At 63.0% G+C, this 22,494-nt stretch carries 18 protein-coding genes; 10 read left to right on the top strand and 8 right to left on the bottom strand.

Features of this window, described 5'->3' with window-relative positions; translation table 11 throughout:
• Positions 1–120: 120 nt before the first annotated feature.
• Positions 121–1,074 carry a LysR family transcriptional regulator gene (locus BJG93_RS19580; RefSeq protein WP_027195960.1) on the bottom strand — a complete coding sequence of 318 codons (954 nt, stop codon included), beginning with the start codon at positions 1,072–1,074 and terminating at the stop codon, positions 121–123.
• A gap of 167 nt (positions 1,075–1,241) precedes the next feature.
• Here BJG93_RS19580 and BJG93_RS19575 point away from each other — a divergent pair, with 167 nt between their 5' ends.
• From BJG93_RS19575 to BJG93_RS19565, 3 genes are all read left to right on the top strand, one after another.
• Positions 1,242–2,174: a dihydrodipicolinate synthase family protein gene (locus BJG93_RS19575; RefSeq protein WP_027195959.1), complete on the top strand. Its 933-nt coding sequence runs from the start codon at positions 1,242–1,244 to the stop codon at positions 2,172–2,174.
• 105 nt (positions 2,175–2,279) lie between these two features.
• Positions 2,280–3,569: an NAD(P)/FAD-dependent oxidoreductase gene (locus BJG93_RS19570; RefSeq protein ID WP_027195958.1), complete on the top strand. Its 1,290-nt coding sequence runs from the start codon at positions 2,280–2,282 to the stop codon at positions 3,567–3,569.
• 105 nt (positions 3,570–3,674) lie between these two features.
• Complete coding sequence (locus tag BJG93_RS19565) at positions 3,675–4,385, top strand: TetR/AcrR family transcriptional regulator (protein WP_027195957.1); 711 nt, start codon at positions 3,675–3,677, stop codon at positions 4,383–4,385.
• A gap of 97 nt (positions 4,386–4,482) precedes the next feature.
• Here the strand turns inward: BJG93_RS19565 and BJG93_RS19560 are convergent, their stop codons facing one another.
• The 4 genes from BJG93_RS19560 to aroQ form a co-directional block, all read right to left on the bottom strand.
• Positions 4,483–6,093, bottom strand: coding sequence for a glycoside hydrolase family 28 protein (locus BJG93_RS19560; RefSeq protein ID WP_167544172.1), 1,611 nt, complete (start codon positions 6,091–6,093; stop codon positions 4,483–4,485).
• A 261-nt stretch (positions 6,094–6,354) separates the two neighbouring features.
• Positions 6,355–7,722, bottom strand: a complete 1,368-nt coding sequence (locus tag BJG93_RS19555) for an MFS transporter (RefSeq protein ID WP_027195956.1) — start codon at positions 7,720–7,722, stop codon at positions 6,355–6,357.
• 50 nt (positions 7,723–7,772) lie between these two features.
• Complete coding sequence (locus tag BJG93_RS19550) at positions 7,773–8,711, bottom strand: shikimate dehydrogenase (protein ID WP_027195955.1); 939 nt, start codon at positions 8,709–8,711, stop codon at positions 7,773–7,775.
• Positions 8,708–9,163, bottom strand: coding sequence for a type II 3-dehydroquinate dehydratase (gene aroQ, locus BJG93_RS19545; RefSeq protein ID WP_027195954.1), 456 nt, complete (start codon positions 9,161–9,163; stop codon positions 8,708–8,710). The genes BJG93_RS19550 and aroQ overlap by 4 nt, the downstream gene beginning before the upstream one ends.
• 317 nt (positions 9,164–9,480) lie before the next feature.
• On the opposite strand from aroQ, the gene BJG93_RS19540 reads away from it, so the two are divergent.
• The 3 genes from BJG93_RS19540 (at position 9,481) to BJG93_RS19530 (ending at position 12,356) form a co-directional block, all read left to right on the top strand.
• Positions 9,481–11,373 (top strand): bifunctional sugar phosphate isomerase/epimerase/4-hydroxyphenylpyruvate dioxygenase family protein, encoded by a 1,893-nt coding sequence (locus BJG93_RS19540; protein WP_027195953.1) that lies wholly within the window; start codon positions 9,481–9,483, stop codon positions 11,371–11,373.
• Positions 11,374–11,615: 242 nt separating this feature from the next.
• Complete coding sequence (locus BJG93_RS19535) at positions 11,616–11,948, top strand: hypothetical protein (protein ID WP_027195952.1); 333 nt, start codon at positions 11,616–11,618, stop codon at positions 11,946–11,948.
• Between the two features lie 153 nt (positions 11,949–12,101).
• Entirely contained in the window at positions 12,102–12,356 is a 255-nt protein-coding gene (locus tag BJG93_RS19530) for a hypothetical protein (protein WP_027195951.1), read from the top strand.
• Positions 12,357–12,506: 150 nt separating this feature from the next.
• Here BJG93_RS19530 and BJG93_RS19525 read toward each other — a convergent pair whose 3' ends face one another.
• Positions 12,507–13,859 (bottom strand): MFS transporter, encoded by a 1,353-nt coding sequence (locus BJG93_RS19525; RefSeq protein WP_231337568.1) that lies wholly within the window; start codon positions 13,857–13,859, stop codon positions 12,507–12,509.
• 188 nt (positions 13,860–14,047) lie between these two features.
• On the opposite strand from BJG93_RS19525, the gene BJG93_RS19520 reads away from it, so the two are divergent.
• Entirely contained in the window at positions 14,048–14,842 is a 795-nt protein-coding gene (locus tag BJG93_RS19520) for an ArsR/SmtB family transcription factor (protein WP_082194541.1), read from the top strand.
• Positions 14,823–15,473 (top strand): dihydrofolate reductase family protein, encoded by a 651-nt coding sequence (locus BJG93_RS19515; RefSeq protein ID WP_027195948.1) that lies wholly within the window; start codon positions 14,823–14,825, stop codon positions 15,471–15,473. The genes BJG93_RS19520 and BJG93_RS19515 overlap by 20 nt, the downstream gene beginning before the upstream one ends.
• A 1,750-nt stretch (positions 15,474–17,223) precedes the next feature.
• Here BJG93_RS19515 and BJG93_RS19510 read toward each other — a convergent pair.
• Positions 17,224–18,099 carry a LysR family transcriptional regulator gene (locus BJG93_RS19510; protein WP_027195946.1) on the bottom strand — a complete coding sequence of 292 codons (876 nt, stop codon included), beginning with the start codon at positions 18,097–18,099 and terminating at the stop codon, positions 17,224–17,226.
• Between the two features lie 103 nt (positions 18,100–18,202).
• On the opposite strand from BJG93_RS19510, the gene BJG93_RS19505 reads away from it, so the two are divergent.
• On the top strand, positions 18,203–19,138 hold the full coding sequence (locus BJG93_RS19505) for an NADP-dependent oxidoreductase (RefSeq protein WP_027195945.1): 936 nt from the start codon (positions 18,203–18,205) through the stop codon (positions 19,136–19,138).
• A 23-nt stretch (positions 19,139–19,161) separates the two neighbouring features.
• Positions 19,162–20,031, top strand: coding sequence for an SDR family oxidoreductase (locus BJG93_RS19500; protein ID WP_027195944.1), 870 nt, complete (start codon positions 19,162–19,164; stop codon positions 20,029–20,031).
• 92 nt (positions 20,032–20,123) lie between these two features.
• Here the strand turns inward: BJG93_RS19500 and BJG93_RS19495 are convergent, their stop codons facing one another.
• Entirely contained in the window at positions 20,124–22,355 is a 2,232-nt protein-coding gene (locus BJG93_RS19495) for a SulP family inorganic anion transporter (protein WP_027195943.1), read from the bottom strand.
• Positions 22,356–22,494: the final 139 nt, after the last annotated feature.

Below are 22,494 nucleotides of genomic sequence, written 5' to 3'. Positions count from 1 at the left end.
CGAACCGCCTTTCCGGGCGGTTTTGCCGTTTCTGACGGGCCCTGCCGAAATCTGTCGCTTTTTGGCGGGGATTCTTACCGGCAAGCGCGCGGACGGCTTGAGGTCCCGTCCGGGCCACACCTAAGCTCGCGCTTTCGGTTGCGCTCGTTGTGTCTGCGCGCGCAGCAGCGCGATAAACCGTTCCGCCGGCGGCGACAGCACGCCGCCGTTGCGTGTGACGATGCCGAAAGTCTGCGATGGCGATTTGAGCCTGACCGGCACGATTCGCAGCATCTTGTGCCGCACGAACGGCCCCGCAATCGAGCTCGGCAGCAGCGAAACCAGCTCGGCGCTGCCTTGCAGCAGCGCAACGGTCACGAAAGTGGAAGCCGTCGAAATCGGATTGTCGGGCATGTCGAGACCCGCCAGATCCATCTCGCGTTCGAGCAGCGCGTGCAGCGGCATATGCGACGGATACATGACCCAGCGATGCCCGGCGAGATCACGCAGCGTCATCTCGCGGCGCGGCAACGGCGCATGCTGATAACCGACCACCACCGCCAGCGGCTCGTCGCCGAGCGGACGATACTGATACTTCGACGGGTCGGCGGCGACCGCCGCGCGGCCCACCACCAGATCGAGCCGGCCGTCGTCGAGCTGCGCGAGCATCCGCGCGCTGGTGTCCTCGACCACCTCGATCGACAGATCAGGTTGCGCCGCATGCAATTGATTCAGCGCGGGCACCACACAGTCGGGAATGGCGCCCATGATCGCGCCGAGCGCAAGCCGCCCGCCGCGCCCCGAACGTATTTCGGCGACGTCCTGACAGAGCGCGGTGAGATCCGTCGTGACGACGCGCGCGTAGCGAATCACGCAATGGCCGAGCTGGTTGGGGATCATGCCGCTTTTCGAGCGTTCGAAAAGCGGCGCGTCGAGCATCGATTCCAGTTCCTGCAGCGCCTTGCTCGCCGCCGATTGCGTCATGGCCATCACGCCAGCGGCCTTGTGCAGCGATTTGTGATCGTCGAGCGCGATCAGCAGATGCAGTTGCTTCATGCGCAGCTTCGACAGCAAGACGTTGAGCGTGTCTTTCATCGGTGGGGTGAGTCGCAAAAGCGATCACGGTATGGAAACAATTCAATATACCTGCGAGGCCTCGCGCCGTATAGTCAGCAACGGAGACGATCATCGCATTGCGCCGCTCGTTCGCTCGTTCGCGAGCCCACGCGCAACCCTTCCATTCCAGCACGGACCACATCGCCATGAGCCAACCGTCACAGTCCACCGCCCTGCGCGGCGTTTTTCCCGTCGTGCCGACTATTTTCGACGACGCCGGCCGCCTCGACCTCGAAGGCCAGAAGCGCTGCCTTGATTTCATGATCGACGCCGGCTCGAACGGCCTGTGCATTCTCGCGAACTTCTCCGAGCAGTTCGCGCTGTCCGACGACGAGCGCAACACGCTGATGCATGTCGCGCTCGAACACGTCGCGGGCCGCGTGCCGGTGATCGTCACGACCACGCATTTCAGCTCGTACCAGTGCGCGGAGCGCAGCCGCGCCGCGCAGGCCGCGGGCGCCGCGATGGTGATGGTCATGCCGCCGTATCACGGCGCAACGATCCGTATCGGCGAGCGCGGCATTCACGCGTTCTATCGGACGGTGTCCGATGCAATCCAGATCCCGATCATGATCCAGGATGCGCCGGTCAGCGGCACGCCGTTGTCCGCGCCGTTCCTCGCCCGCATGGCGCGCGAGATCGAAAACGTGTCGTACTTCAAGATCGAAACGCCGCAGGCCGCAAACAAGCTGCGCGAGCTGATCGAACTGGGCGGCGACGCGATCGTCGGTCCGTGGGACGGCGAGGAAGCGATCACGCTGATGGCCGATCTCGATGCGGGCGCGACCGGCTCGATGACGGGCGGCGGTTACGCCGACGGCATCCGCCTGATCGTCGATGCGTATGCGGCCGGCGATACCGAAGCCGCCGCCGCGCACTATCAGCAGTGGCTGCCGCTGATCAACTACGAGAACCGCCAGGGCGGCCTCGCATCGTGCAAGGCGCTGATGAAGGAAGGCGGCGTGATCCGTTCGGACGCGGTGCGTGACCCGCTGCCGCAGATGCATCCGGCGACGCGCGAAGGGCTGTTGAAGATCGCGCGCCGGCTGGATCCGCTCGTGTTGCGCTGGGGTCGATGACACGTTGAAGTGCAGCGGGGCGCCTGCCGACGTGCGGACTGACGCGGGGTGGACGGCGGCATACGATTGCCGCTACGCTTGGGTCTGTTTACAGGCTCGCGCCGCATGCAAAGTTTCTACGAAGCCACCGTCAGCCGTTCGTCCGCCTACGCCCCACTCACCGGCCGACGCAGCGCGCACGTCTGTATCGTCGGCGGCGGACTCGCGGGACTCTCCACCGCGTTGGGACTCGCGGAGCGCGGCGTCGAAGACGTCGTCGTGCTCGAAGCGCAACAGGTCGGCTTCGGCGCATCCGGACGCAACGGCGGCTTCGTGTTCGGCGGCTACAGCCTCGATTGCGCCGACCTGCTGAAGACGCTCGGGCCGACTCGCGCGCGCGAGCTCTATGCGCTAACCACCGACGCGCTCGAGCTGATGCGCAAACGCATTGCGCGCTACCGGATCGATTGCGACGCAACCGATGCCGGCGTGATCCTCGCGAACTGGTTCGACGAACCCGCGCGTCTCGAAGCGCAACGGCGTCTGATGCGCGATTCGTTCGGCATCGACTGGGAGCCGATCGCGGCCGGCGAACTCGCCGCGCTGCTGAAAACGAGTCGCTATCACGGCGGCCTGTTCGAGCGCAACGCATTCCATTTTCATCCGCTCAAATACGTTGTCGGCGTTGCCGCGGCGGCCGCGCAAGCGGGCGTGACGATCCACGAGCGCTCCCCGGTCGCGAGCTTGCGGCGCGAGGGTACGGGCTTCGTCGTCGAGACGCCGCAAGGCGGGTTCGACGCGCGCCACGTCGTGATGGCGGGCGGCGGTTATGCGCGCAACGTGTACGCGCGCGTCGAGCGCGCGGTGCTGCCGATCGCGACGTACGTGATGGCGACCGAGCCGCTCGGCGAACGATTGCACGACGCGCTCGCCACGCGCGCTGCGATCTACGACACCCGCTTCGCGTTCGACTACTACCGCCCGCTGCCCGACACGCGCATTCTGTGGGGCGGCCGCATCTCGGTGCGCGATCGCGAGCCCGCGGCGATCGCGCGACTGTTGCGACACGATCTGCTGAAGGTCTATCCGCAGTTGCGTGGCGTGCGCGTCGAGCATGCATGGGGCGGCCTGATGAGCTATGCGCGGCACAAGATGCCGCAGATCGGCCGCAGCGTGGACGGCGTCTGGTACGCGGTCGGTTTCGGCGGACACGGGATGGCGCCGACCACGGTGTCGGGCGAACTGCTGGCCGCGGCCATCGCCGGCGAACGGCCGGTGCCCGACGCGTTCGCGACCTTCGGCCTCACGCGCACGTACGGCGCGCTCGGTGTTGCCGCCGCGCAGCTCACGTACACCGCGATGCAAACACGCGACGCGCTCGCCGCCCGCCGCCGCCCCACGCGCCCGGTCGCGTAAGCGCCGCGCGAGCGCCTTCCAGATGCCTGCGCCGACGCCTCAGAGCCGCGCCAGAGGCCCGTTTCGCCATGCTAGAATGCGCCGTCACTGCCGCTCGAAACCACAATGAAAAAGGGAAGCAAGGCCGCCGAGCCTGATACCAACGGCATCGTGTCCCATGCGCCGCACGGCGAAGGCCGACGTGTCGACGCCCGACGCAAATACGATCCCGAGCAGACGAAGCGCAATATTCTCGACGTCGCGACCCAGGAATTTTCCGCGATGGGACTGACGGGCGCACGCGTCGACGCGATCGCGGAACGCACCAACACCACCAAGCGCATGCTGTACTACTACTTCGGCAGCAAGGAAGGGTTGTACCAGGCGGTGCTGGAAAAGGTGTATGGCGACATTCGTGCGCTCGAACAGGATCTGCACGTCAGCGAACTCGATCCGGTCGAGGGCATGCGCGCGCTGGTCGAATTCACGTTCGACTACCACGACCGCCAGCGCGACTTCGTGCGCCTCGTGACGATTGAAAATATTCACGGCGCGAAGTATGTCGAGCAGGTGAAGACGTTCAAAGGACGCAACGTCACCGTGATTCACACGATCGAGGATCTGCTCGCGCGCGGCATCGCGGCCGGCCAGTTCCGCAGCGACATCGATCCGATCGATCTGCATCTGATGATCAGCTCGCTGTGCTTTCATCGCGTGGGCAACCGGCATACGTTCGGCACCGCGTTTGGGCGGGATCCGTCGCATCCGCGGCTGCGGGCGCGGCATCGGGCGATGATCGTCGATGCGATCTTGCGGTTCGTAAAGAAGGACGATTGAGGCCGGTTGCGTAGCCGACGGCCGAAACGGAAACGGGATGTGGTGAAAGCCACATCCCGTTTTTTATCGCTTAGAGAGACGAAGCGCGCTCAACCATTTACTGTCCCGGCAAACCGGTGACGGCAGTCGACGTGGTCGCCAACGTCGGCACGAGGTTTGCCCCCGCGGCGTTCTTGATCGTGCTGTTGGTAAAGGTCCAGTTGCCCGCATTGGCGATCGAACCGGCGCCCACTGAGGTGCCCGACGATTTGACTGCCGTGATGTTCACGTTGTTGAACGTGAAATTGGTAAACCGGCCCTTTTCCGCTTCACCCGCGATCGTGTAACCCGCGACGCCGAACACCGCGCTCTCGACGTGCTTCATCGTGATGTTCTCGAACCTGAAGTTGCGGAAGATCGGATAGCCGTCCGACGCGTTGGCCGGCATCACGAGTATCGACGGCCAGTACGGCGGTTCCACATACGTCGTGCCGAACGCGGCCGGCACCGTGCCGCCGGCCGGCCAGTTTTCGTTGCCTTGCATGAAGTAGTACGCGTCGTCGACGTTGATGTCGTGGATATAGACGTTTTCCATCACGCCGCCGCGCGTCGGCGCGGACTTGAACACGAACACGCTGTAGACGGCCGGCCCGCCCGTCTTGTAGCCGACGTTGCTGTTGATCTGCGCGGTCAGCGGCGAGACCTGAATGTTCGACACCTCGATATTGTTCGCGCCTCCCGACGTTTCGCTGCCGATCGTAAACGCAGTCGCGCCGGCGCGCACTGTCGAGTTGCGGATCACGACGTTCGCTGTCGGCTTGTTCACGCGCAGCCCGTCGCCGTCACGGCCCGACTTGATGACGAAGCCATCGTCGTTCGCGACAATATCCGCGTTCTCGACCAGAATGTTCGTCGACGAGTCCATGTCGATGCCGTCGGTACTCGGCATGATGCCGGTCGCTGCCGTCGGGAAGTTGTAGACGTGGACGCCGTCGAGATGCAGTTGGTCCGAGTAGCACAGGTGAATGGTCCAGAACGGCGAGTTCTGCACGGTCACGTCCTTGATCGTGACGTTCGTCGACTTGTACGTTTCGATACCGCGCGGCCGCTGCTCGTCCCAGTTCAGCGCCCATGTAACACCCAGCGACGAATGGAAGGTCGTGCCGTCGGCGTAATAGTGCGACCACCACGATTGCCCGTTGCCGTCAATCACGCCCTTGCCGGTGATCGTCACGTTGTCGGCGTCGCGGACGTTGATGATCGCGGATGCCCAGTTCATCTCGATGCCCTGCACGCGGGTCGGCACCTGCGGGTACAGCGAAACACCATCGGGATAGAAACCGTTCGTCGCGCCAGACGCGATGGTGGTTTTGATGTTCCACCAGCTCTGCGCCTGGATGGCCTTCAGCGTCACGCCTTCATCGATCTGCAAGGTCGTGTTCGAACCGACGAACAGCGCGCCGGTCATGAACGTGCCCTGCGGAAATACGACCGTCCCCTTCGCGGCACTCGCGGCATTCAGTGCTTTCTGGATCGCGGCGGTGTCGTCCGTCGAACCGTCGCCTTTGGCGCCGAACTCCGCGACGCTGAACGTCGTCTTGACGCTCGGTGAAGACGCAGGCGTCGCGGGCGCGGCCGTCGCGTCGGAATCACTGTTCGATATTCCACCACCGCCGCAGCCCGCCACCGTCATGCATGCCAGTGCAATCGCCAACCATCCCGTCCTCATGTCCCCTCCCATGGTTTGAAGATACAACTTGCGATTAATGTTGTAGGCATTCTCTTCATTGATGGGATGTCATACAAGATGGTTTACCCTGCGCCTTGGCAGATCTTGCAGGGTCGCACAGATCAGATAAGACATCGTATAAGCAGATGCCACGACCCGGCCCCAAACGCAAAAATCCCCGGTTGCCGCCGCACTGCGACGACAACCGGGAATTCGAACGAAACAGCGACCGCGAGATGAAACGAGGCTCAGCGGAAAGAATTAATCCACCAGCACGATCCGCTTGATATCGCCGACGATGAAGATGTACGACAGCGCACCGATCAACGCGACGACGCCGATAAATACCAGCGCGCCCACGAACGAACCGGTCGCCGCGACGATCAGGCCCACCACGAGCGGTGTCACGATACCCGCCAGATTCGCGGCGAAGTTGAAGATGCCGCCGGTCACGCCGAGCAGACCCTCGGGTGCGATATCCGACACGAGCGTCCAGCCGAGCGCGGCCATCCCTTGCGCGAAAAACGCCACCGACAGAATCGCGATCACCGCCACGTTGCTCTGGACATAGTTGGCCAGAATGATCGTCGACGCGAGCAGCAGACCCGCGATGATCGGCAGCTTGCGCGCGACGTTCGCCGATTTGCCACGACGCAGCAGCCAGTCGGAGAACAGGCCGCCGAACATCACGCCGATCGACGCCGCAATGAACGGCATGATCGCGAAGAAGCCGATCTTCAGCCATGCCATATGACGCTCGGTGGCGAGATACGTCGGGAACCACGTGAGGAAGAACACCAGCGTCGAATTGCCCGCGAACTGGCCGAGGCAGATGCCGGTCAGCTGACGATGTTTGAGCAGCCGGCCAATCGTGCGCCATTCGAAGCCACTCTTCTTCGACGAGGCTGCGTCGGCCGCACCCGCGACCTCCTTGTTGCGTTGCGTCAGTCCACCGCCCGCCTCGATATAGTCGAGCTCTTCCTGATTCGCCGACGGATGATCGCGCGGCTCGCGATACAGCAACCACCACACCACGCCAAACGCGATACCGACGCCGCCGACCACGAGGAACAGCGAGCGCCAACCGAACGCGCCCATCAGCATGAACAGGAACGGGCTGAAAAACGCGAGGCCGATATATTCGCCGACCGTGTAGGTACCGGTCGCCATCGCGCGTTCGCTTTGCGGGAACCAGGTGGCGACCACCCGGCTATTGGTCGGAAAGCACGGTGCCTCCGACACGCCCAGTCCCAGACGGAACGCGAACAGGCCGCCGATGCCATGGACGAGCCCCTGCGCGAGCGTGCACAGCGACCAGAACGTCATCGACAGGAAGTACGTGAGCTTGCTGCCGAAGCGGTCGAGAAAGAGCCCGCCTGGAATTTGCGAGGCGACGTAGCTCCACGAAAACACGGAGAACAGCAGGCCCATCAGCGCGGCGTTGATGCCGAGTTCCTTGGTCAACTGCGGCGCCGCGATGCCGAGCACGGTGCGGTCGAGATAGTTGATCATCGTGCCGACTGCGAGCAGCGCGAGGATCTGATAACGGGCTTTCGAACGGCGCGCGGGGCTCGCCGTCCTGTTCGGCGCGGACGAGTCCGCGGAATTGGATTGGAACGATTGCGGCATGTCGTGCTTGTCTCCTCGATCAGCTTGTGTGCCGGTCTTTACGCGGCCGGTTAGCGTTGCAACAGCGATTGAAAGTGGGTGTAGACGCGCTCGGCGTCCGGCTCGAGGCCCGTGAAAATGCGCATCGCATCGACCGCCTGGTAGACCGCCATGCCGCCGCCGCTCAGCGTGCGGCAGCCGAGCGCCTCGGCCGCCTGCAACAGCGCGGTGCGGATCGGGAAATAAACGATGTCGGCAACCCACAGGTCGCGGTGCAGCAATTCGGCCGGCAGCGGCAGGCCCGGCATTTTGGCCATGCCGGTCGGCGTCGCGTGAATCAGCCCTTGCGCGGCCGCGAGCGACTCCGCTAGCGACATGCCGGCGCTGACCTCGGCTTTAGGGAAACGCGCCTGCAACTCGTCGGCGAGTGACTGCGCGCGCGCGGCATCGACGTCGAACAGCGTCAGCGATTGCGCGCCCAGGTTCAGCGCGGCGTGCGCAACCGCCGCGCCCGCGCCGCCGGCGCCGAGCTGCACGACGCGTTCCAGCGACACATCCGGCAGGCCGCGCTGGAATGCGCGCGCGAAGCCGGACCAGTCGGTGTTGTGACCGATGCGCTTGCCGTCCTTGAACAACACGGTGTTGACCGCGCCGAGCGCGCGGGCGTCGTCGGACAGTTCGTCGAGCAGCGGAATGACCGCCTGCTTGCACGGATACGTGATGTTCAGGCCGTTGTAGCCCATCCGTTCGGCTGCCGTCAGCAGCTCCGGCAGTGCGGCGATGTCGAGTTTCAGCGCATCGAGATCGATACGCCGATACACATAATGCAGACCGAGCTTGCCGCCCTCTTCCTCGTGCATCGCGGGCGTGAGCGAACCGCTAATGCCCGAACCGATCAGACCGACCAGAAAGGAGCACGGCGCGGCCCTCGAGCTCGCCTGCGCATTGGCCAACGCGGCGATCTCCGCGGCGCTTCGGGGAGCTCCCCGAGTGTTCGCTTCAGTGATCATTTCGCCGCCCTATTCTTAAGAATCGTCGCCATCCGTTCCAGCGCGAGCACATAGCCCTGCGTGCCGCAGCCGACGATGATCGCGTCCGCGACCGCCGACACGTACGAGTGATGCCGGAACGCCTCGCGCCGATGCACGTTAGAGATATGCACCTCGATGACGGGCTTCTCGATCGCGGTCAACGCGTCGGCGATCGCGACCGACGTATGCGTGTACGCGGCCGGATTGATCACGACGCCGTCGACCTTGCTACGTGCTGCGTGTAGCCAGTCGATCAGCTGATGCTCGGCGTTCGACTGGCAAAAGTCGACCGCGAGGCCGAGGCGCCCGCCCGCGTCGCGGCACAGCTTCGCGACGTCGTCGAGGGTTTCCGCGCCGTAGATGGCCGGCTCGCGCGTGCCGAGCAGATTGAGGTTCGGTCCGTTCAGGACCAGTACGGAGGCAAAACTCATAACAACGACTCCTGCGGAATTAGGTACGACTCGAACCGCGGCACCCGCGGCGGTTCTTCGACGTATAACGAAGTGTGCGCGCATCGGCCGTCGCCGTCATTCGGGGTTTCTACGAATTTGTACCATCTAGTTAGTTTGTATAGACTGTCGAAACTGCCGGCTAGTATGGGGAATTCTGGTCTGCATCTTGCTGCGTTGCGTAACGGAGCGACTCGATTTGCGCGTTGCAGCAAACCCGGCACGCAGCGCCCACAGGCGCGCCGCAGCGGCTTGCCTGTTCCTTTCTCCCCGTTTGTGCGTTTTCGCAGGAGCCGTTCATGCAACGTTCGATTGCCACCGTGTCGATTAGCGGCACCCTCGTCGAGAAGCTGAGCGCGATCCGCGCGGCGGGCTTCGAAGGCGTCGAAATCTTCGAGAACGACCTGCTGTATTTCGACGGCTCGCCCGCCGACGTGCGTCGCATCGCCGACGACCTCGGCCTGAAGATCATGCTGTTCCAGCCGTTTCGCGACTTCGACGGCGTCAGTCCCGAGCGGCTGGCGCGCAATCTCGATCGCGCCAAGCGCAAGTTCGACGTGATGCACGAGCTCGGCACGGACCGCATCCTCGTGTGCAGCAACGTCTCGCCGGACACCCTCTGCGACGACTCGCTGATGATCGATCAGCTCGGCGCGCTGGCCCGGGCGGCCGCGGCGGCCGGCGTCATCGCCGGTTATGAGGCGCTGGCGTGGGGCAAGCACGTGAAGACCTACCGCCACGCGTGGAAGCTCGTCGACGCAGTGAACCATCCGAGCCTCGGACTCGTGCTCGACAGCTTTCATACGCTATCGCTGAACGACACGCCGGAGGCTATCGCCGACATTCCAGGCGAGCGCATCGCGTTCGTGCAGATCGCGGACGCGCCGAAGCTCGCGATGGACGTGCTCGAGTGGAGCCGCCACTACCGCTGCTTCCCCGGCCAGGGCGACTTCGATCTCGCGAACTTCACCGCGCAGGTCGTCAAGGCCGGCTACAAGGGCCCGCTTTCGCTGGAAATCTTCAACGATGGCTTTCGCGCCGCCCCCACCACGATCACGGCGGCCGATGGCCATCGCTCGCTGCTGTTCCTCGAAGAGCAAACCCGCGCGCTGCTCGAACAGCAATCGCAGCCGCAGAAGACGACGAGCGAGCTGTACCGCTCGCCCGCGGCACCCGCGCACGTGGGCTATCAGTTCCTCGAATTCGCGGTCGATCACACGACGCGCGCGCAGCTCGCCGACTGGCTCGGCAAGCTGCGCTTCCGCCAGGCCGGCCAGCATCGCTCGAAGGACGTGACGCTGTATCAGCACGGCGCGGCATCGATCGTGCTGAACGCCGAGCCCGATTCGTTCGCAAACGCTTTTTTCCAGCAGCACGGCTTGTCGCTGTGCGCATCGGCGTTTCGGGTCGATGACGCGAGCCAGGCATTCGAGCGCGCGGCCGGCTTCGGCTACGCGCCGTTCTCCGGCCAGGTCGGGCCGAACGAGCGCGTACTGCCGGCCGTGCAGGCGCCGGACGGCAGCCTCAACTATTTCGTCGACGAAAGGCCGGATCAGCCCACGCTATTCGAAGCCGATTTCGTGCTCACCGACGTCAACGGGCCGACCGAGGTCGGACCGCTCGAGCGGATCGATCACGTGTGCCTGTCGGTGCCGGCCAATGCGCTCGATACGTGGGTGTTATTTCTACGCACCGCGCTCGGCTTCCTGGCCGAGCCGGGCGTGCTGGTGCCCGATCCATACGGCCTCGTGCGCAGCCGCGCGCTGCGCAGCCCCGACGGCTCGGTACGGATCGCGCTGAATGCGTCGGTGGATCGCCATACGGCAGTCGCCGAGGCGCTGCACACGTATCACGGCTCGGGCCTGAACCACGTCGCGTTCCGCACCAGCGACATCTTCAGCGCGATCCCCGAGTTCGTCGCCGACGGCGTGCCGATCCTGCGCATTCCGCGCAATTACTACGACGACCTCGCGGCCCGCTACGCGCTGTCCGACACGCTGCTCGAAGCAATGCGCGCGAACCATATCCTGTACGACCGCGATGAACGGGGCGGCGAGTTTTTCCACGCTTATACCGAGCAACTCGACCAGCGCTTCTTCCTCGAGATCGTCGAGCGGCGCGGCGGCTACGACGGCTATGGGGCGGCCAATGCGGCGGTGCGGCTCGCGGCGCAGGCGCAGCGGCGCAAGTGACGGGCAGGCATGAGAGGCACCACAGCGGCTTCTTCATCGGAACATCGGAACTCGCCGCGTCCATACGGACTTCGTCTTTGCAGGCACGCGACCTGCGTGCCGATCGGGGCAGGTTCGCCGTCTCGATATAATGGCGCCTGTTTTGCGGTCCGGTCCGCACGTTCGCCTGGCATCTCGCGCGATACCAGGCGATGCGATGCGGCGCATGGACCCTCACAAGCCGAATCAACGCCAGGAGACCTATGAAGACGTTCGTTGCAGTCCTGTCCCTTTCGCTACTGCTCAGCGCTTGCGCGTATTTCCAGAAAGATCCCGACTCCGGCGAGCCCGTCACGGACACGACGACCCAGCGTTCCGTCGACGACGTGGTTGCCTGTCTGACGCAGATGGCCAATCATCACAACGCCGCCTTCAAGTCGACCGGCATCCCGCAAGGTCAGATGCTTGACTTCGGCGACTCGAACATCGTCAAGGTACGCAGCGACAACGGCGCGACAACTTACCGTTTCTATGCGGGCAAGCGTCATGTAAGCAACCTGTGGATCGAATCGGCAGGCAAAACCTGCGCTCCATAAGGCTTTATGGCGCATCAAAGCGACGTTCCGGGCGCCGGAATCTGATCCGTTGAAACGATCATGTCACAGTGTTACAGGACAATGGAGTCTTAAGAATCGTTTAAGACTTCGTCCGCATGATCCTCGGACACGTCCCCGCACGAGGTGCGCTCCATGAACCAACCCAAACCGAATAGCAACGAACCACCTGCCAAGCGCCCCACGATCCTGCGCCGTCTCCTGAGCCATCATGAACTCGCGACGCTGCTGCTGTTGCTGCACGCGCCGATCGATGCATCCGCAAAACCCGAAATTCCGCAGCTTTACGAAGCCGGTCTCGTCGAGACGGTTTCGAACGATGCCGGCGAGCCGCATATCCGTCTGACGTCCGAGGGTAATGCGGTGTTGCGGGGGCTTGGGGTGAAGTAACGCACGACCGTCACAACCGACCGAGGCCGCGCAACGAATGACGTTGACGCGGCCTTTTTCATTCAGGCCGTTCAAACCTGCCACATCGCGGATCCCGCTTCGCGCAGCCGATCGCCAGCGCGACGTCCCTATCCTCCCCGTCTCTCCTGGTCACTCCGACACCGCCGCTGGGCGCCTCTCTGCGTTATCCCCGTACACTGAATCAGATCGCAGCGCGCGCCACCAGATTGCGCCCGCGACTGCGGACAGCAGTCCCGCTATCAGCAAACTCGTCTGCATACCCTCGCGGATCGTCGTGTGCCCGGCAAGCAGCGCGCCTGACCATGCCACGCCAAGAACCGCGCCGGTTTGGCGTGCTGCATTCAGCACCCCCGCGGCAATGCCAGCACGACCGCGGTCCACAGAGGCCATCGTTGCCGTTGTCGTTACAGGGGTAATGAGGCTCGCTGCCAGGCCAATCGCCGGCAATGGCAACGCAAACAGTGCATACGGACGTAACGGCGCCACTTCCATAAGACTGAAATACCCGCCTGCGGCCAACAGGAACGCGCCTACAACTAGCCGTCGAGGACCAAGCCGTTCCGTAAGCCGTTTCGAAAACAGACTTCCGGCGGGTACAGCAACTGTAAGCGGCAAAAACGCCAGTCCGGTCGACAGCGGGCTATAGCCGAGCTGTCGCTGAAACAGTAGACCCAGATCGAAGATCAGTCCGTAGAACGTGAATGCGGACACCATCGATACCCACACCGCGCCCGAAAATGCGGCGTTGCGAAACAAGTTCAGCGGCACCATCGGATCTGTGCGCGTAGCCTCTATCGCGAGAAATGCAACGCCCGTCGCAAGCGTTGCGGCCATACATCCGATGATCACGGGTGAGCGCCATCCGTAGTGCGGCGCACTGATCACCGATAAATTCAGCAACACCAACGACACGATCGCCGCGACCTGCCCGGCGAGGTCGAACTTGCCCGCGATCGCCGGTCGCGGTTTCGATCTTTCAGGCGAGACCCTGCACACCAGCCATATGCCGGCCAAACAGATCGGCACATTGACCAGAAAGATGCTGCGCCAGCCGATAAACCGGATCAGCATGCCGCCCACTAATGGCCCCGACGCCATCGCTACACCGCCGAGTCCCGTCCACAAGCCGACCACGGCCGCACGCGCCCCGGGATCCGGCCATGTTTCGTTGATAAGCGTTAGCGAGGCCGGGACCAGCAACGCCGCGCCGACGCCCTGAACCATGCGTCCCACGACAAGCAGTGCGACACTGGGCGCAAACCCACAAAATGCCGATGCCAATGCGAACGTCGCCAACCCACAGATGTAGAGGCTGCGTGCGCCGAGCCGGTCTGTCAGCGCGCCGCCTGTCAACAGCAGACTTGCAAAGCTGAGCGTGTATGCGGTCACGACCCACTGCAATGCGGCGATGCCACCAGCGAGTTTCTCGGCAATCCGTTCCAGCGCCACGTTGACGATAGACGTGTCCAGAATGACGATCATGTAGCTTACGGCCGTCGCCCACAGGACCGGTCGCTGCCGCTTACAGCTTCTCATTTTGGACGACCTCGCTTCGAGTGGTGGGAGTATTGCCGCAGTATCGAAGGCGCGAGGCGCCGAACGCTTCGACGCGTATCGAATCATGCGACTATCGAAGCGCTTTACGCTTCAGCTGAAACCCGGAGGCTTACTTGAACGCGCAACCCAATTTGTCCGCCACCGCATTTCTGATTGCCGATGCAGCACGGGCCGCGATGCTGATGTCATTGGCCGACGGGCGCGCGCTGCCGGCCGGTGAGCTGGCCCATGCCGCCGGTGTAACGCCGCAGACAGCCAGCAGCCATCTCGCCAAGCTGCTGCACGGAGGACTGGTCTGCGTCGAGAAACAAGGACGCCACCGCTACTACAAGATCGCCAGTCCGCAAGTTGCGGTGGCGCTCGAAAGTCTGGCTTCGATCGCGCCGCAACGCCCAAGTCGCCGAAACGCGCTTGGCCGTAATGCTGAAAGCCTGCGATTCGCACGTTGCTGCTACGACCATCTGGCCGGCAAAGCTGGCGTCGCCATCACGCAAAAGTTGATGACAAAGGGCTTCCTTTCCATCGCCGGCGATAAACGGCTAGATGTCACACCCACGGGCGCGGCGTGGTTCGCAACATTGGGGATTAATATCAGCGATATGAAGCGGGGTCGGCACGGGATCGCACATCAATGCATGGACTGGACCGAGCGCGAGCATCACCTCGCCGGACCGCTCGGAGTCGGGCTGCTCGATCTACTATGTGAAAAAGGTTGGTTCAGGCGGAGCCGGAGATCGCCGTCCGTGGAAGTCACGCCGGTCGGATGGACAGGGTTGTGGGAACAACTCGGGCTGACCTTGGGCGACATCGAGCGTTCACAAGAGGATGGTGCATATCCGGACGCCAGCGTCCGTAGATTACCTGTTAGGCATCCAAAGGAGGCAAACGATGACACGAGTTCGCGTTAACGGCTTTACCATCTCGCTCGACGGATACGGAGCAGGTCCGAATCAAGACATCGACAATCCGCTCGGCGTTGGTGGGACGGAACTGCACCAGTGGCTAGTCCCAACCCGCACGTTCCAGCGAGCCTTGTTCGGCAACGACGGCGGTACGACCGGGGTCGACGACGATTTTGCCGCCCGTGGCTTTCAGAACGTTGGCGCCTGGATCCTTGGGAGGAACATGTTCGGACCCATTCGTGGGGATTGGCCGGACACACACTGGAAAGGCTGGTGGGGAGCGAATCCGCCGTATCACGTTCCGGTCTTCATCTTGACCCATCATGCTCGTCCACCCATCGAGATGGAAGGCGACACGACGTTCCACTTCATAACAGGAGGCATTCGCGAGGCGCTCGACCATGCACGCGAAGCCGCTGCCGGGATGGACGTGCGGGTCGGCGGTGGGCCGGACACAATCCGGCAGTATCTTCGTGAGGGCCTCATAGATGAGCTGCATATTGCTATCTCGCCGGTCCTGCTCGGCCGCGGAGAATCGCTGTTCGAAGGGATCGACTTGCGGACTCTGGGATACGAATGCGTTGAATCCGCAGCGTCGGAGAAGGCCACGCATGTCGTCCTACGGCGCCGAGGATAGCGCCGACGGTGATGAATGGACCTGCGTGAAGCCAGCCTTGCGGCTGGCTTTTTTTACGTCTGTCGATCGTAGGGCGGCAGGCCGGGCAGGCGGAAAACGGGCAACGCTCGCTTACTCGTCACTCCCTCGACTGGCGTGACGACGATCGATGTCGTCAAGAAATCAAAAAACACGTCACATACGAATTGACAATCTGTTGTGTTGGAAGCCGTTACAGTGGTACGTCGGCCCGCGCACGGTCGCGCAGTGCAACGCTCTTTGAGTGACTTCGCGGTGTGGCCTGAAAACCCGCGCCTTGGGCAATACCTGGCATGACGAACCGAACTTGGGCGGCGGCCGTTGGCCAAGCCGCGTCGCGTTCAGGGTTGCGAGATATTGCGAGCGAAACGGATGATCGGATCGGAGTCGTCACGTTGAAGCACGCGAGCGGATCAAAATAAATGGAGGAAAAAGTCGAAGTGCGTTTAGTGTATTTTTGCACGTCGCCGCGAGCCAATGAGCACGCGGGCGGGGTTAAAGTCATCTACGACCACTCCAGCCGCCTGAATAACAGTGGCCTGATCGCTTCGGCGATCATGCATGACAGGCGTGGTTATGCGTACCCTTGGGCCGAACACGCTGTCCAGCTGATTTCCGACAGGGAACTGCGTCCGACAGATCATCTGGTGCTGCCAGAAATCAAAGCGGCGAAGCTCGCGCGAATCATAGCGCCGCGCGGATTAAAGTACTCGATCTTTGTCCAGAACGGATACTATCTGCGCGACCGCGACGGTGGCTGTACCGATGCCGACGTCGACCACGCCTATCAGAACGCGTCCGCAATCCTGTCTATCTCCGACGATACTTCCTCCCTGATTTCACTTCACTATCCGCATCTGACAAACCGGGTCAGGCGGGTGTTTTGTTCGGTAGACGACAACGTGTTTCATGCCGACGGCAACAAACGCAACCTCATCACGTATATGCCGCGCAAGAACGGTGCGCATGCGGCTGCCGTTGTCTTTGGATTGAAGAAGCGATTGCCCCCCGGTTGGGAAATGCGCGGGATCGACGGCATGAATGAGGCAGAAGTCGCAACACTGCTCAAGAAATCGCGGATCTTCATGTCGTTTTCAGGCTTGGAAGGACTAGGTTTGCCGCCAGTTGAGGCTGCGCTCTGCGGAAACTACGTGATTGGGTATCACGGCGGTGGCGGCCGGGAGTACTGGTCATCACCCAACTTTGAAGAAATCGCCGTTGGCGATCTTGGCGTTTTCGTCAGCAGCGTTGAGCGGCGCGCTCGTTCGTTGTCCGATTGCACGGACGACTTCGTTGAGCTCGAGCCAGGAATGGCTAGACTGCGCGCGCATTTTTGTCGAGAGAATGAGCTGGCCGCTCTCCAGCGGTTTGTCGACAAACTCATAGTAGACGCGCCACGCAGAGCGACAGCGTTCCCCCGCCGCAGGATTCACGCGGATCCGACTACAAAAGCGGATGTGTCTTGGATGGTGGCTGGCGCTGCGGCGAGTGCGCGCACAAACGCGTGCGTGAGCATAGCCACGGGGCAAATTCGCGGCGGCGGACTCGCGCCGGTCTCGCTGACATGTAAGTTGGAGCGAGGGATGAAATTTTTGGCAATGGTTGGCTTCGTTCTCGCAGTTCCGTTTGCGTTGCGTGCTGGTCGATGTCTGCTTGCCCGAAGACGGTTGCGGCGTGCAGTCGTTGCGAGCAAGTTTTGGCCCACGCTCACCACGGCGAGCGTCCCCGTGCCCTATCCCTCCAAGACCAGCGACCCTTCCGGGTATTGGTCGCAGATGAACTCGACGAACGCACGGACTTTGGGCGACGCAAGACGTCGCGAGGTGTGCAAGACCCAGAGCGCGGCTTCCACGTCTGAAACCGCTCCCCACTGTACCAACCGCCCTTGAGTAAGCGGGTCCCAGGCAATGGACTGCGGCAAGAGCGCGGCACCCGCGCCGGCGACGGCAGCGTCGCGGATCATCAGAAACGAGGAAAGTCTGAGCCGTGGAACGGGTTCGAGGATCAAGCGTCCGTCGTCGAGAGTCCAGTTGGTGGACTGGAAGCTCGAAAACACGATGGCCGGAACGGCCCTGACGGCGCCAGCACGCGGCATGGATACGGATGGCGCCGCCACGACAACGAGCCGGTCGCGGGCAAAACACCGGCCCACCAGGCTGCTGTCCGGGCTCGGATTGATCCGGATGGCGACGTCGAACTGTTCCTCGACAAGGTCGACCATGCGGTCCTCTCCCACCACCTCGATCGTGATCTCCGGATAGACGGCACAGAAGCCGGCGCAAATCCGGCCCATCGCAAGCTGCGAAAACAGTACCGGCGACGCGATACGTAAGCGTCCGCGTGGAGTGGACAGTCCCTCCCTCGTTGCGGTCATGGCCTCCTCCACTTCGTGCATCGGCCCTTCGGTTCGGGCCATCAGCATTTCGCCGGCTTCCGTAAGTTTCAGTCCGCGGGGGCCGCGCTCGATGAGTCGCACGCCGAGTTGCTCTTCCAGTTCGGCAATGCGCCGCGACAGCGTCGCCTTCGATTTGCCACTTGCGCGGCTTGCCTTCCCCAATCCTCCGTTCGTTGCCACGAGCGCAAAGTCGGCCAGAGCGTTGAGATCCATGCTGTTCCAATTTTGAAACGAGGTGTCTCCATTTTCGCGTCTTCGTTTTATTAGTGCAACCGCTTATCTTTTCCTCACCGCAACTCGATATGAGGAACCAGTAATGAACACGACTCAACGCGCTGTAGTGATTCGGGCGTTTGGCGACGTGAGCGCCGCTGAAGTGGCGCAGATCGCGACACCCGAAGCCGCAGAAGGCCAGGTACTCGTCCGCGTCCACGCCGCGGGCATAAACGGTATCGACTGGAAAATTCGTGAGGGCTATGTTCGCGACGCCTTTCCGCTCCAGTTGCCCGCCGTGCTAGGCATCGAACTGGCGGGTGTGGTCGAGGCCGTTGGCCCCGGCACCTCGCGCTTCCATGTCGGCGATCGCGTCATGGGCCCGCTCGGGGGTATCGGCGCCTATACCGATCTCGTGCCGGTCAACGAGGCAAACCTTTGCCGCACGCCCGACGGGCTGGACGACGTCCATGCAGCAGCGATCCCTGTGGCGGCGGTGTCGGCCTGGCAGAGTCTGTATCACGCAGGTCCGATTCACCCGGGCCAGCGAATCCTGATTCACGGCGCGGCTGGCGGGCTGGGCGGCTATGCCGTGCAATACGCAAGGCGAGCCGGGGCGGAAGTCTTTGCGACTGTGGCTACCGCTCACGTCGAATACGCACGCAGTCTCGGCGCAGACCATGTCATCGACTACCAGACCGAACGTTTCGAGGATCGTGCTCGGGACATCGAACTGGTGCTCGACTATGTCGGCGGTGAAGTACTCGATCGCTCGTGGCAAGTGCTGACGCAGACCGGCGCCATCGTCGGCACGTCGTCGCCCGATATCCTCGCGCGCACGCCTGCCGGCCGCCGCGGCCTGTGGTTCATGAACTGGCCGGACGCCGCGCTTCTGGAAAAGCTCGCAGCAGACATCGCACATGGCTCTGTGAAAAACAAGGTGAGCGAGGTGGTCGGCTTCGCGGACATCCCCGCCGCCATCGAACGCAATCGCACCGATTCCCGCACCGGCAAGATCGTGGCGGACTTCTCGCACTAACCCATTTCTGTTTGGAGATTGACATGAGCATTCTAGTTACCGGTGCTACGGGCACAGTGGGTTCTCTCGTCGTTCAACGCCTCGCCGAAGCCGGCGCGGACGTCAAAGCGCTGGTTCGCCAGCAGCGCAAGCTGAGCTTCCCCGCGGGCGTCGCTGAAGTGGTGGGCGACCTGACGGACGTGCCGTCGATGCGCGCAGCGCTGAGCTCGGTGCGGACGCTGTTCCTGCTGAACGCGGTCACGCCCGACGAAGTGACGCAAGCCCTCGTTGCGTTGAACCTGGCTCGCGAGGCAGGCATCGAACGCATCGTTTACCTGTCGGTGATTCACGCGGACAAGTACACGAACGTGCCGCACTTTGCGGGCAAGCACACGGTCGAGCGCATGATCGAGAGTCTGGACGTGGCAGCAACCATTCTGCGCCCCGCTTACTTTATGCAGAACGAGCGCACGATCCAGCAGGTCATCCAGAACCATGGCGTCTATCCGATGCCGATTGGCTCAGCTGGCGTCGCGATGGTCGATGGGCGCGATATCGCGGATATTGCCGTTGCAGAACTCCTGCGCCGCGACAGCGCTCCCGCTCCGTTGTCGCGAATGACGCTGGACGTGGTCGGCCCGCATGTGCTGACGGGCGTATCCGCGGCAGCAATCTGGGCAACGGCGACCGGACGCGAGGTGAGTTACGGAGGCGATGACGTGGCGGCCTTCGAAGCACAGATGGCGTCGTTGGGCCCGAGCTGGCTGGCGTACGACATGCGCTTGATGATGGCCGGCATTCAGAATCTCGGCATGCGTGGCGCAGATGGCACGGTCGAGCGTCTCGAAGCAATGTTGGGACGGCCCCTGCGCAGCTATGCTGACTTTGTCACGGAAGCCATTGGCGCGGGCTAGAGGGGGGACATAATGCACCGCGCATGGCGCTGATAGCGAATGGGATCGCTTGGGGTCTCGATTACTTACCGGATACGAGCGATCGCTTCCGATCACCACGCGGCGCGCAGCGCCTCATCGGCGACTGCGAGTCGCGACGCGATCGTCTTGATCAGAAAGCGGTGAAACTGCTGCGCGGTGACGGGGTCATCGCGTTCGAGCGAGAGAAGCGCGGACACCGACAGACGGTGAACGCGTGTCGGCGCCTCGGCGATCACGTCGGCGCTTCGCGCCCTCTGGGTGTACACAGCCATTTCGCCGACGATCGTGCCCGGACCGAAAGAGCGCAGCCGCACCGGCCGGCCATCGAGCAGCGGCAATGAAACGGCGACGCGTCCGCACTCGACGATATAAAGCGCATCGCCCGGCTCGCCACACGAGAACAGCGGCTGCCCGGCGTCGAGATCGCATACTTCGAGATATCCGCACAGCTTCTCCAGCGCGCACGGCGTGAAGTGCGGCGCGAGCGTCGTATGGAAATCGTGCTCACCGGAGCGATCCGTGTCCGCATCGGATTCGAGCAGTTGGTCTTCGATCCATTCGAGACCGGCATCGAGCGTTGGAAACTCGCGTATCCGCAAATGCAGCGTGCCGGTCTTTACGAGCAGATTGCGCGAGCGTATGGGCAACGCGGTCAGCACGAGATCCGCACCCGACGTTGCGCAGAGTTGCCGCAGCTTCACGAATGCAATCGATACCGATGCGTCCATGCCATTGGTCGACGCGAAATCGAGTACGACATAGCGCACGGGCAATGCGTCGTGTACGTCGAGGCGTTCTCGCACGCGTTGCAGGATCGAGTTGGCGGTGCCGAAGAACAGGAAGCCTTGCAGGCACACGCCGAATAGCTGCGCGCCGAGTTCGCGCAGCCGCGCGGCGTCTTCGATACTGCGCTCGACTGTCGAGGTACGCGTCGTAGCATCGAATTCCATCCGCACACAACTGACGCGTCCGTACAGCAGCGCGAACATCACGCACGCGGCGATCACGCCCGCAATCACACCCGCGACGACGCCATAGAACGCGACCACGGCGAGTATGCCCGGCACGAGCGCGTACTCGTACCAGTTCAGCCGCGCATACGCGCCAACCAGCCATTGCAGCATCAGGCGCAATCCCATGAAAAGCTGCAGCCCGACCAGCACGGGCACGGGAAACAGCGCGACCAGATCGGGTGACGCCGCGAGCGCAACGAGGCATGCGATCGCCGCGAACACGCCCGCCATCCGGCTCGTTGCGCCGGCGCGCGCGTTGAGCATCGAGCGGTTGTACGACTGATAGCCGACCATGCCGCCCAGCAATCCGCTCGCGATGTTTGCGAGTCCCGCCGCGCGCATTTCGCGGTTCAGGTCGATGTCTTCGCCCGTTACCGCGCCGATGGCCGTCGAGTTCATCAGGATGGTGATCGCCGATACAGAAGTCACGACGAGCGTCTCAGGCAGATGCGCGCCGATCGCGGCCCAGTCGATCGCGCCGCGCGCGAGCGGCGCAGGCATATGCAGATGGGCGAATAATTGCAGTTTCACATGTGGCAATAGCAGGCCCATGCTGCGCGCATCGTCGATCGACAGTCCGGCGAGATGCAGCAGCAGATAGAAGAGCGCGATTCCGCACAGGAGTACGATCGGCAGTGCGGCAATGTGCTGCCGACCGCGCGTAAGCGCAGTTGTGAGCACGCCGATGAAGACCGCGGGTGTCCATGCGAGCCAGTGCAGATGCGCTAGCAACCCGAGGTTTTGCCACTGCGGCGACGCGCCGGTCAGCACGCGAAACGCGCCGGCCAGCAGCAGATAACCCGTGCCCGCGAGAAACCCTCCGACCACGGGATACGGCAGGAACTGCAATGAACGGCTGCGCTTCGACGAGCCGATTGACAGCAGCACAATGCCCGTCAGCACCGAACACAGCGCGATGGATATCAGTACGGTCAGCAAAATGGTGGGTGACGAGCCGCCGTCGGCGCGTGCGCTGCTGGCGACGCCTGCCGCCACACCGGCGAGAAACGCCGTCGCGTTGCTGTCCGGCCCGGCGATATTCAGACGCATCGAGCTGGTCAGCGAGATCACGATCGCAGTGACGATACAACTGACGAGCGCCGTAGGTACGCCGAGTTGGGCATAGCGCGCGAGGTCCGCGCTGAAGACCAGCGTGCCCAGGCTCATTGCGTAGCAGAGCATGACGAGCGTCGAGACGGCGCCCGCCGCGAGGTCGCCAAGCAGGCCGGCGACCTTCGACGCGGACTCCGACGCAGACCCGGACGCAAAACCCGTGGCACCTTCCTTCACGGCGCTCTCCCGCAACGCGCGGCGCCGAGGCATGCCAGCGCGCCGCGCGACCCAGTATCCGCCGTCGTCCTTGCGCCTGTCAAACGGCCAACATGCACCTGTCGGTGCGCGCAACACCTACACTGAAACAGGCGAGCGC

Source organism: Paraburkholderia sprentiae WSM5005, from assembly GCF_001865575.2.
Lineage (GTDB): Bacteria > Pseudomonadota > Gammaproteobacteria > Burkholderiales > Burkholderiaceae > Paraburkholderia > Paraburkholderia sprentiae.
Note: the sequence above shows the minus strand (reverse complement) of the source record. Positions and strands in the feature narration are given on the sequence as shown.

Bases quoted from the DNA above. Each gene is read 5' to 3' on its own strand.
- BJG93_RS19580 (WP_027195960.1), bottom strand. From the start codon at position 1,074: ATGAAAGACACGCTCAACGTCTTGCTGTCGAAGCTGCGCATGAAGCAA.
- BJG93_RS19575 (WP_027195959.1), top strand. From the start codon at position 1,242: ATGAGCCAACCGTCACAGTCCACCGCCCTGCGCGGCGTTTTTCCCGTC.
- BJG93_RS19570 (WP_027195958.1), top strand. From the start codon at position 2,280: ATGCAAAGTTTCTACGAAGCCACCGTCAGCCGTTCGTCCGCCTACGCC.
- BJG93_RS19565 (WP_027195957.1), top strand. From the start codon at position 3,675: ATGAAAAAGGGAAGCAAGGCCGCCGAGCCTGATACCAACGGCATCGTG.
- BJG93_RS19560 (WP_167544172.1), bottom strand. From the start codon at position 6,093: ATGAGGACGGGATGGTTGGCGATTGCACTGGCATGCATGACGGTGGCG.
- BJG93_RS19555 (WP_027195956.1), bottom strand. From the start codon at position 7,722: ATGCCGCAATCGTTCCAATCCAATTCCGCGGACTCGTCCGCGCCGAAC.
- BJG93_RS19550 (WP_027195955.1), bottom strand. From the start codon at position 8,711: ATGATCACTGAAGCGAACACTCGGGGAGCTCCCCGAAGCGCCGCGGAG.
- aroQ (WP_027195954.1), bottom strand. From the start codon at position 9,163: ATGAGTTTTGCCTCCGTACTGGTCCTGAACGGACCGAACCTCAATCTG.
- BJG93_RS19540 (WP_027195953.1), top strand. From the start codon at position 9,481: ATGCAACGTTCGATTGCCACCGTGTCGATTAGCGGCACCCTCGTCGAG.
- BJG93_RS19535 (WP_027195952.1), top strand. From the start codon at position 11,616: ATGAAGACGTTCGTTGCAGTCCTGTCCCTTTCGCTACTGCTCAGCGCT.
- BJG93_RS19530 (WP_027195951.1), top strand. From the start codon at position 12,102: ATGAACCAACCCAAACCGAATAGCAACGAACCACCTGCCAAGCGCCCC.
- BJG93_RS19525 (WP_231337568.1), bottom strand. From the start codon at position 13,859: ATGATCGTCATTCTGGACACGTCTATCGTCAACGTGGCGCTGGAACGG.
- BJG93_RS19515 (WP_027195948.1), top strand. From the start codon at position 14,823: ATGACACGAGTTCGCGTTAACGGCTTTACCATCTCGCTCGACGGATAC.
- BJG93_RS19510 (WP_027195946.1), bottom strand. From the start codon at position 18,099: ATGGATCTCAACGCTCTGGCCGACTTTGCGCTCGTGGCAACGAACGGA.
- BJG93_RS19505 (WP_027195945.1), top strand. From the start codon at position 18,203: ATGAACACGACTCAACGCGCTGTAGTGATTCGGGCGTTTGGCGACGTG.
- BJG93_RS19500 (WP_027195944.1), top strand. From the start codon at position 19,162: ATGAGCATTCTAGTTACCGGTGCTACGGGCACAGTGGGTTCTCTCGTC.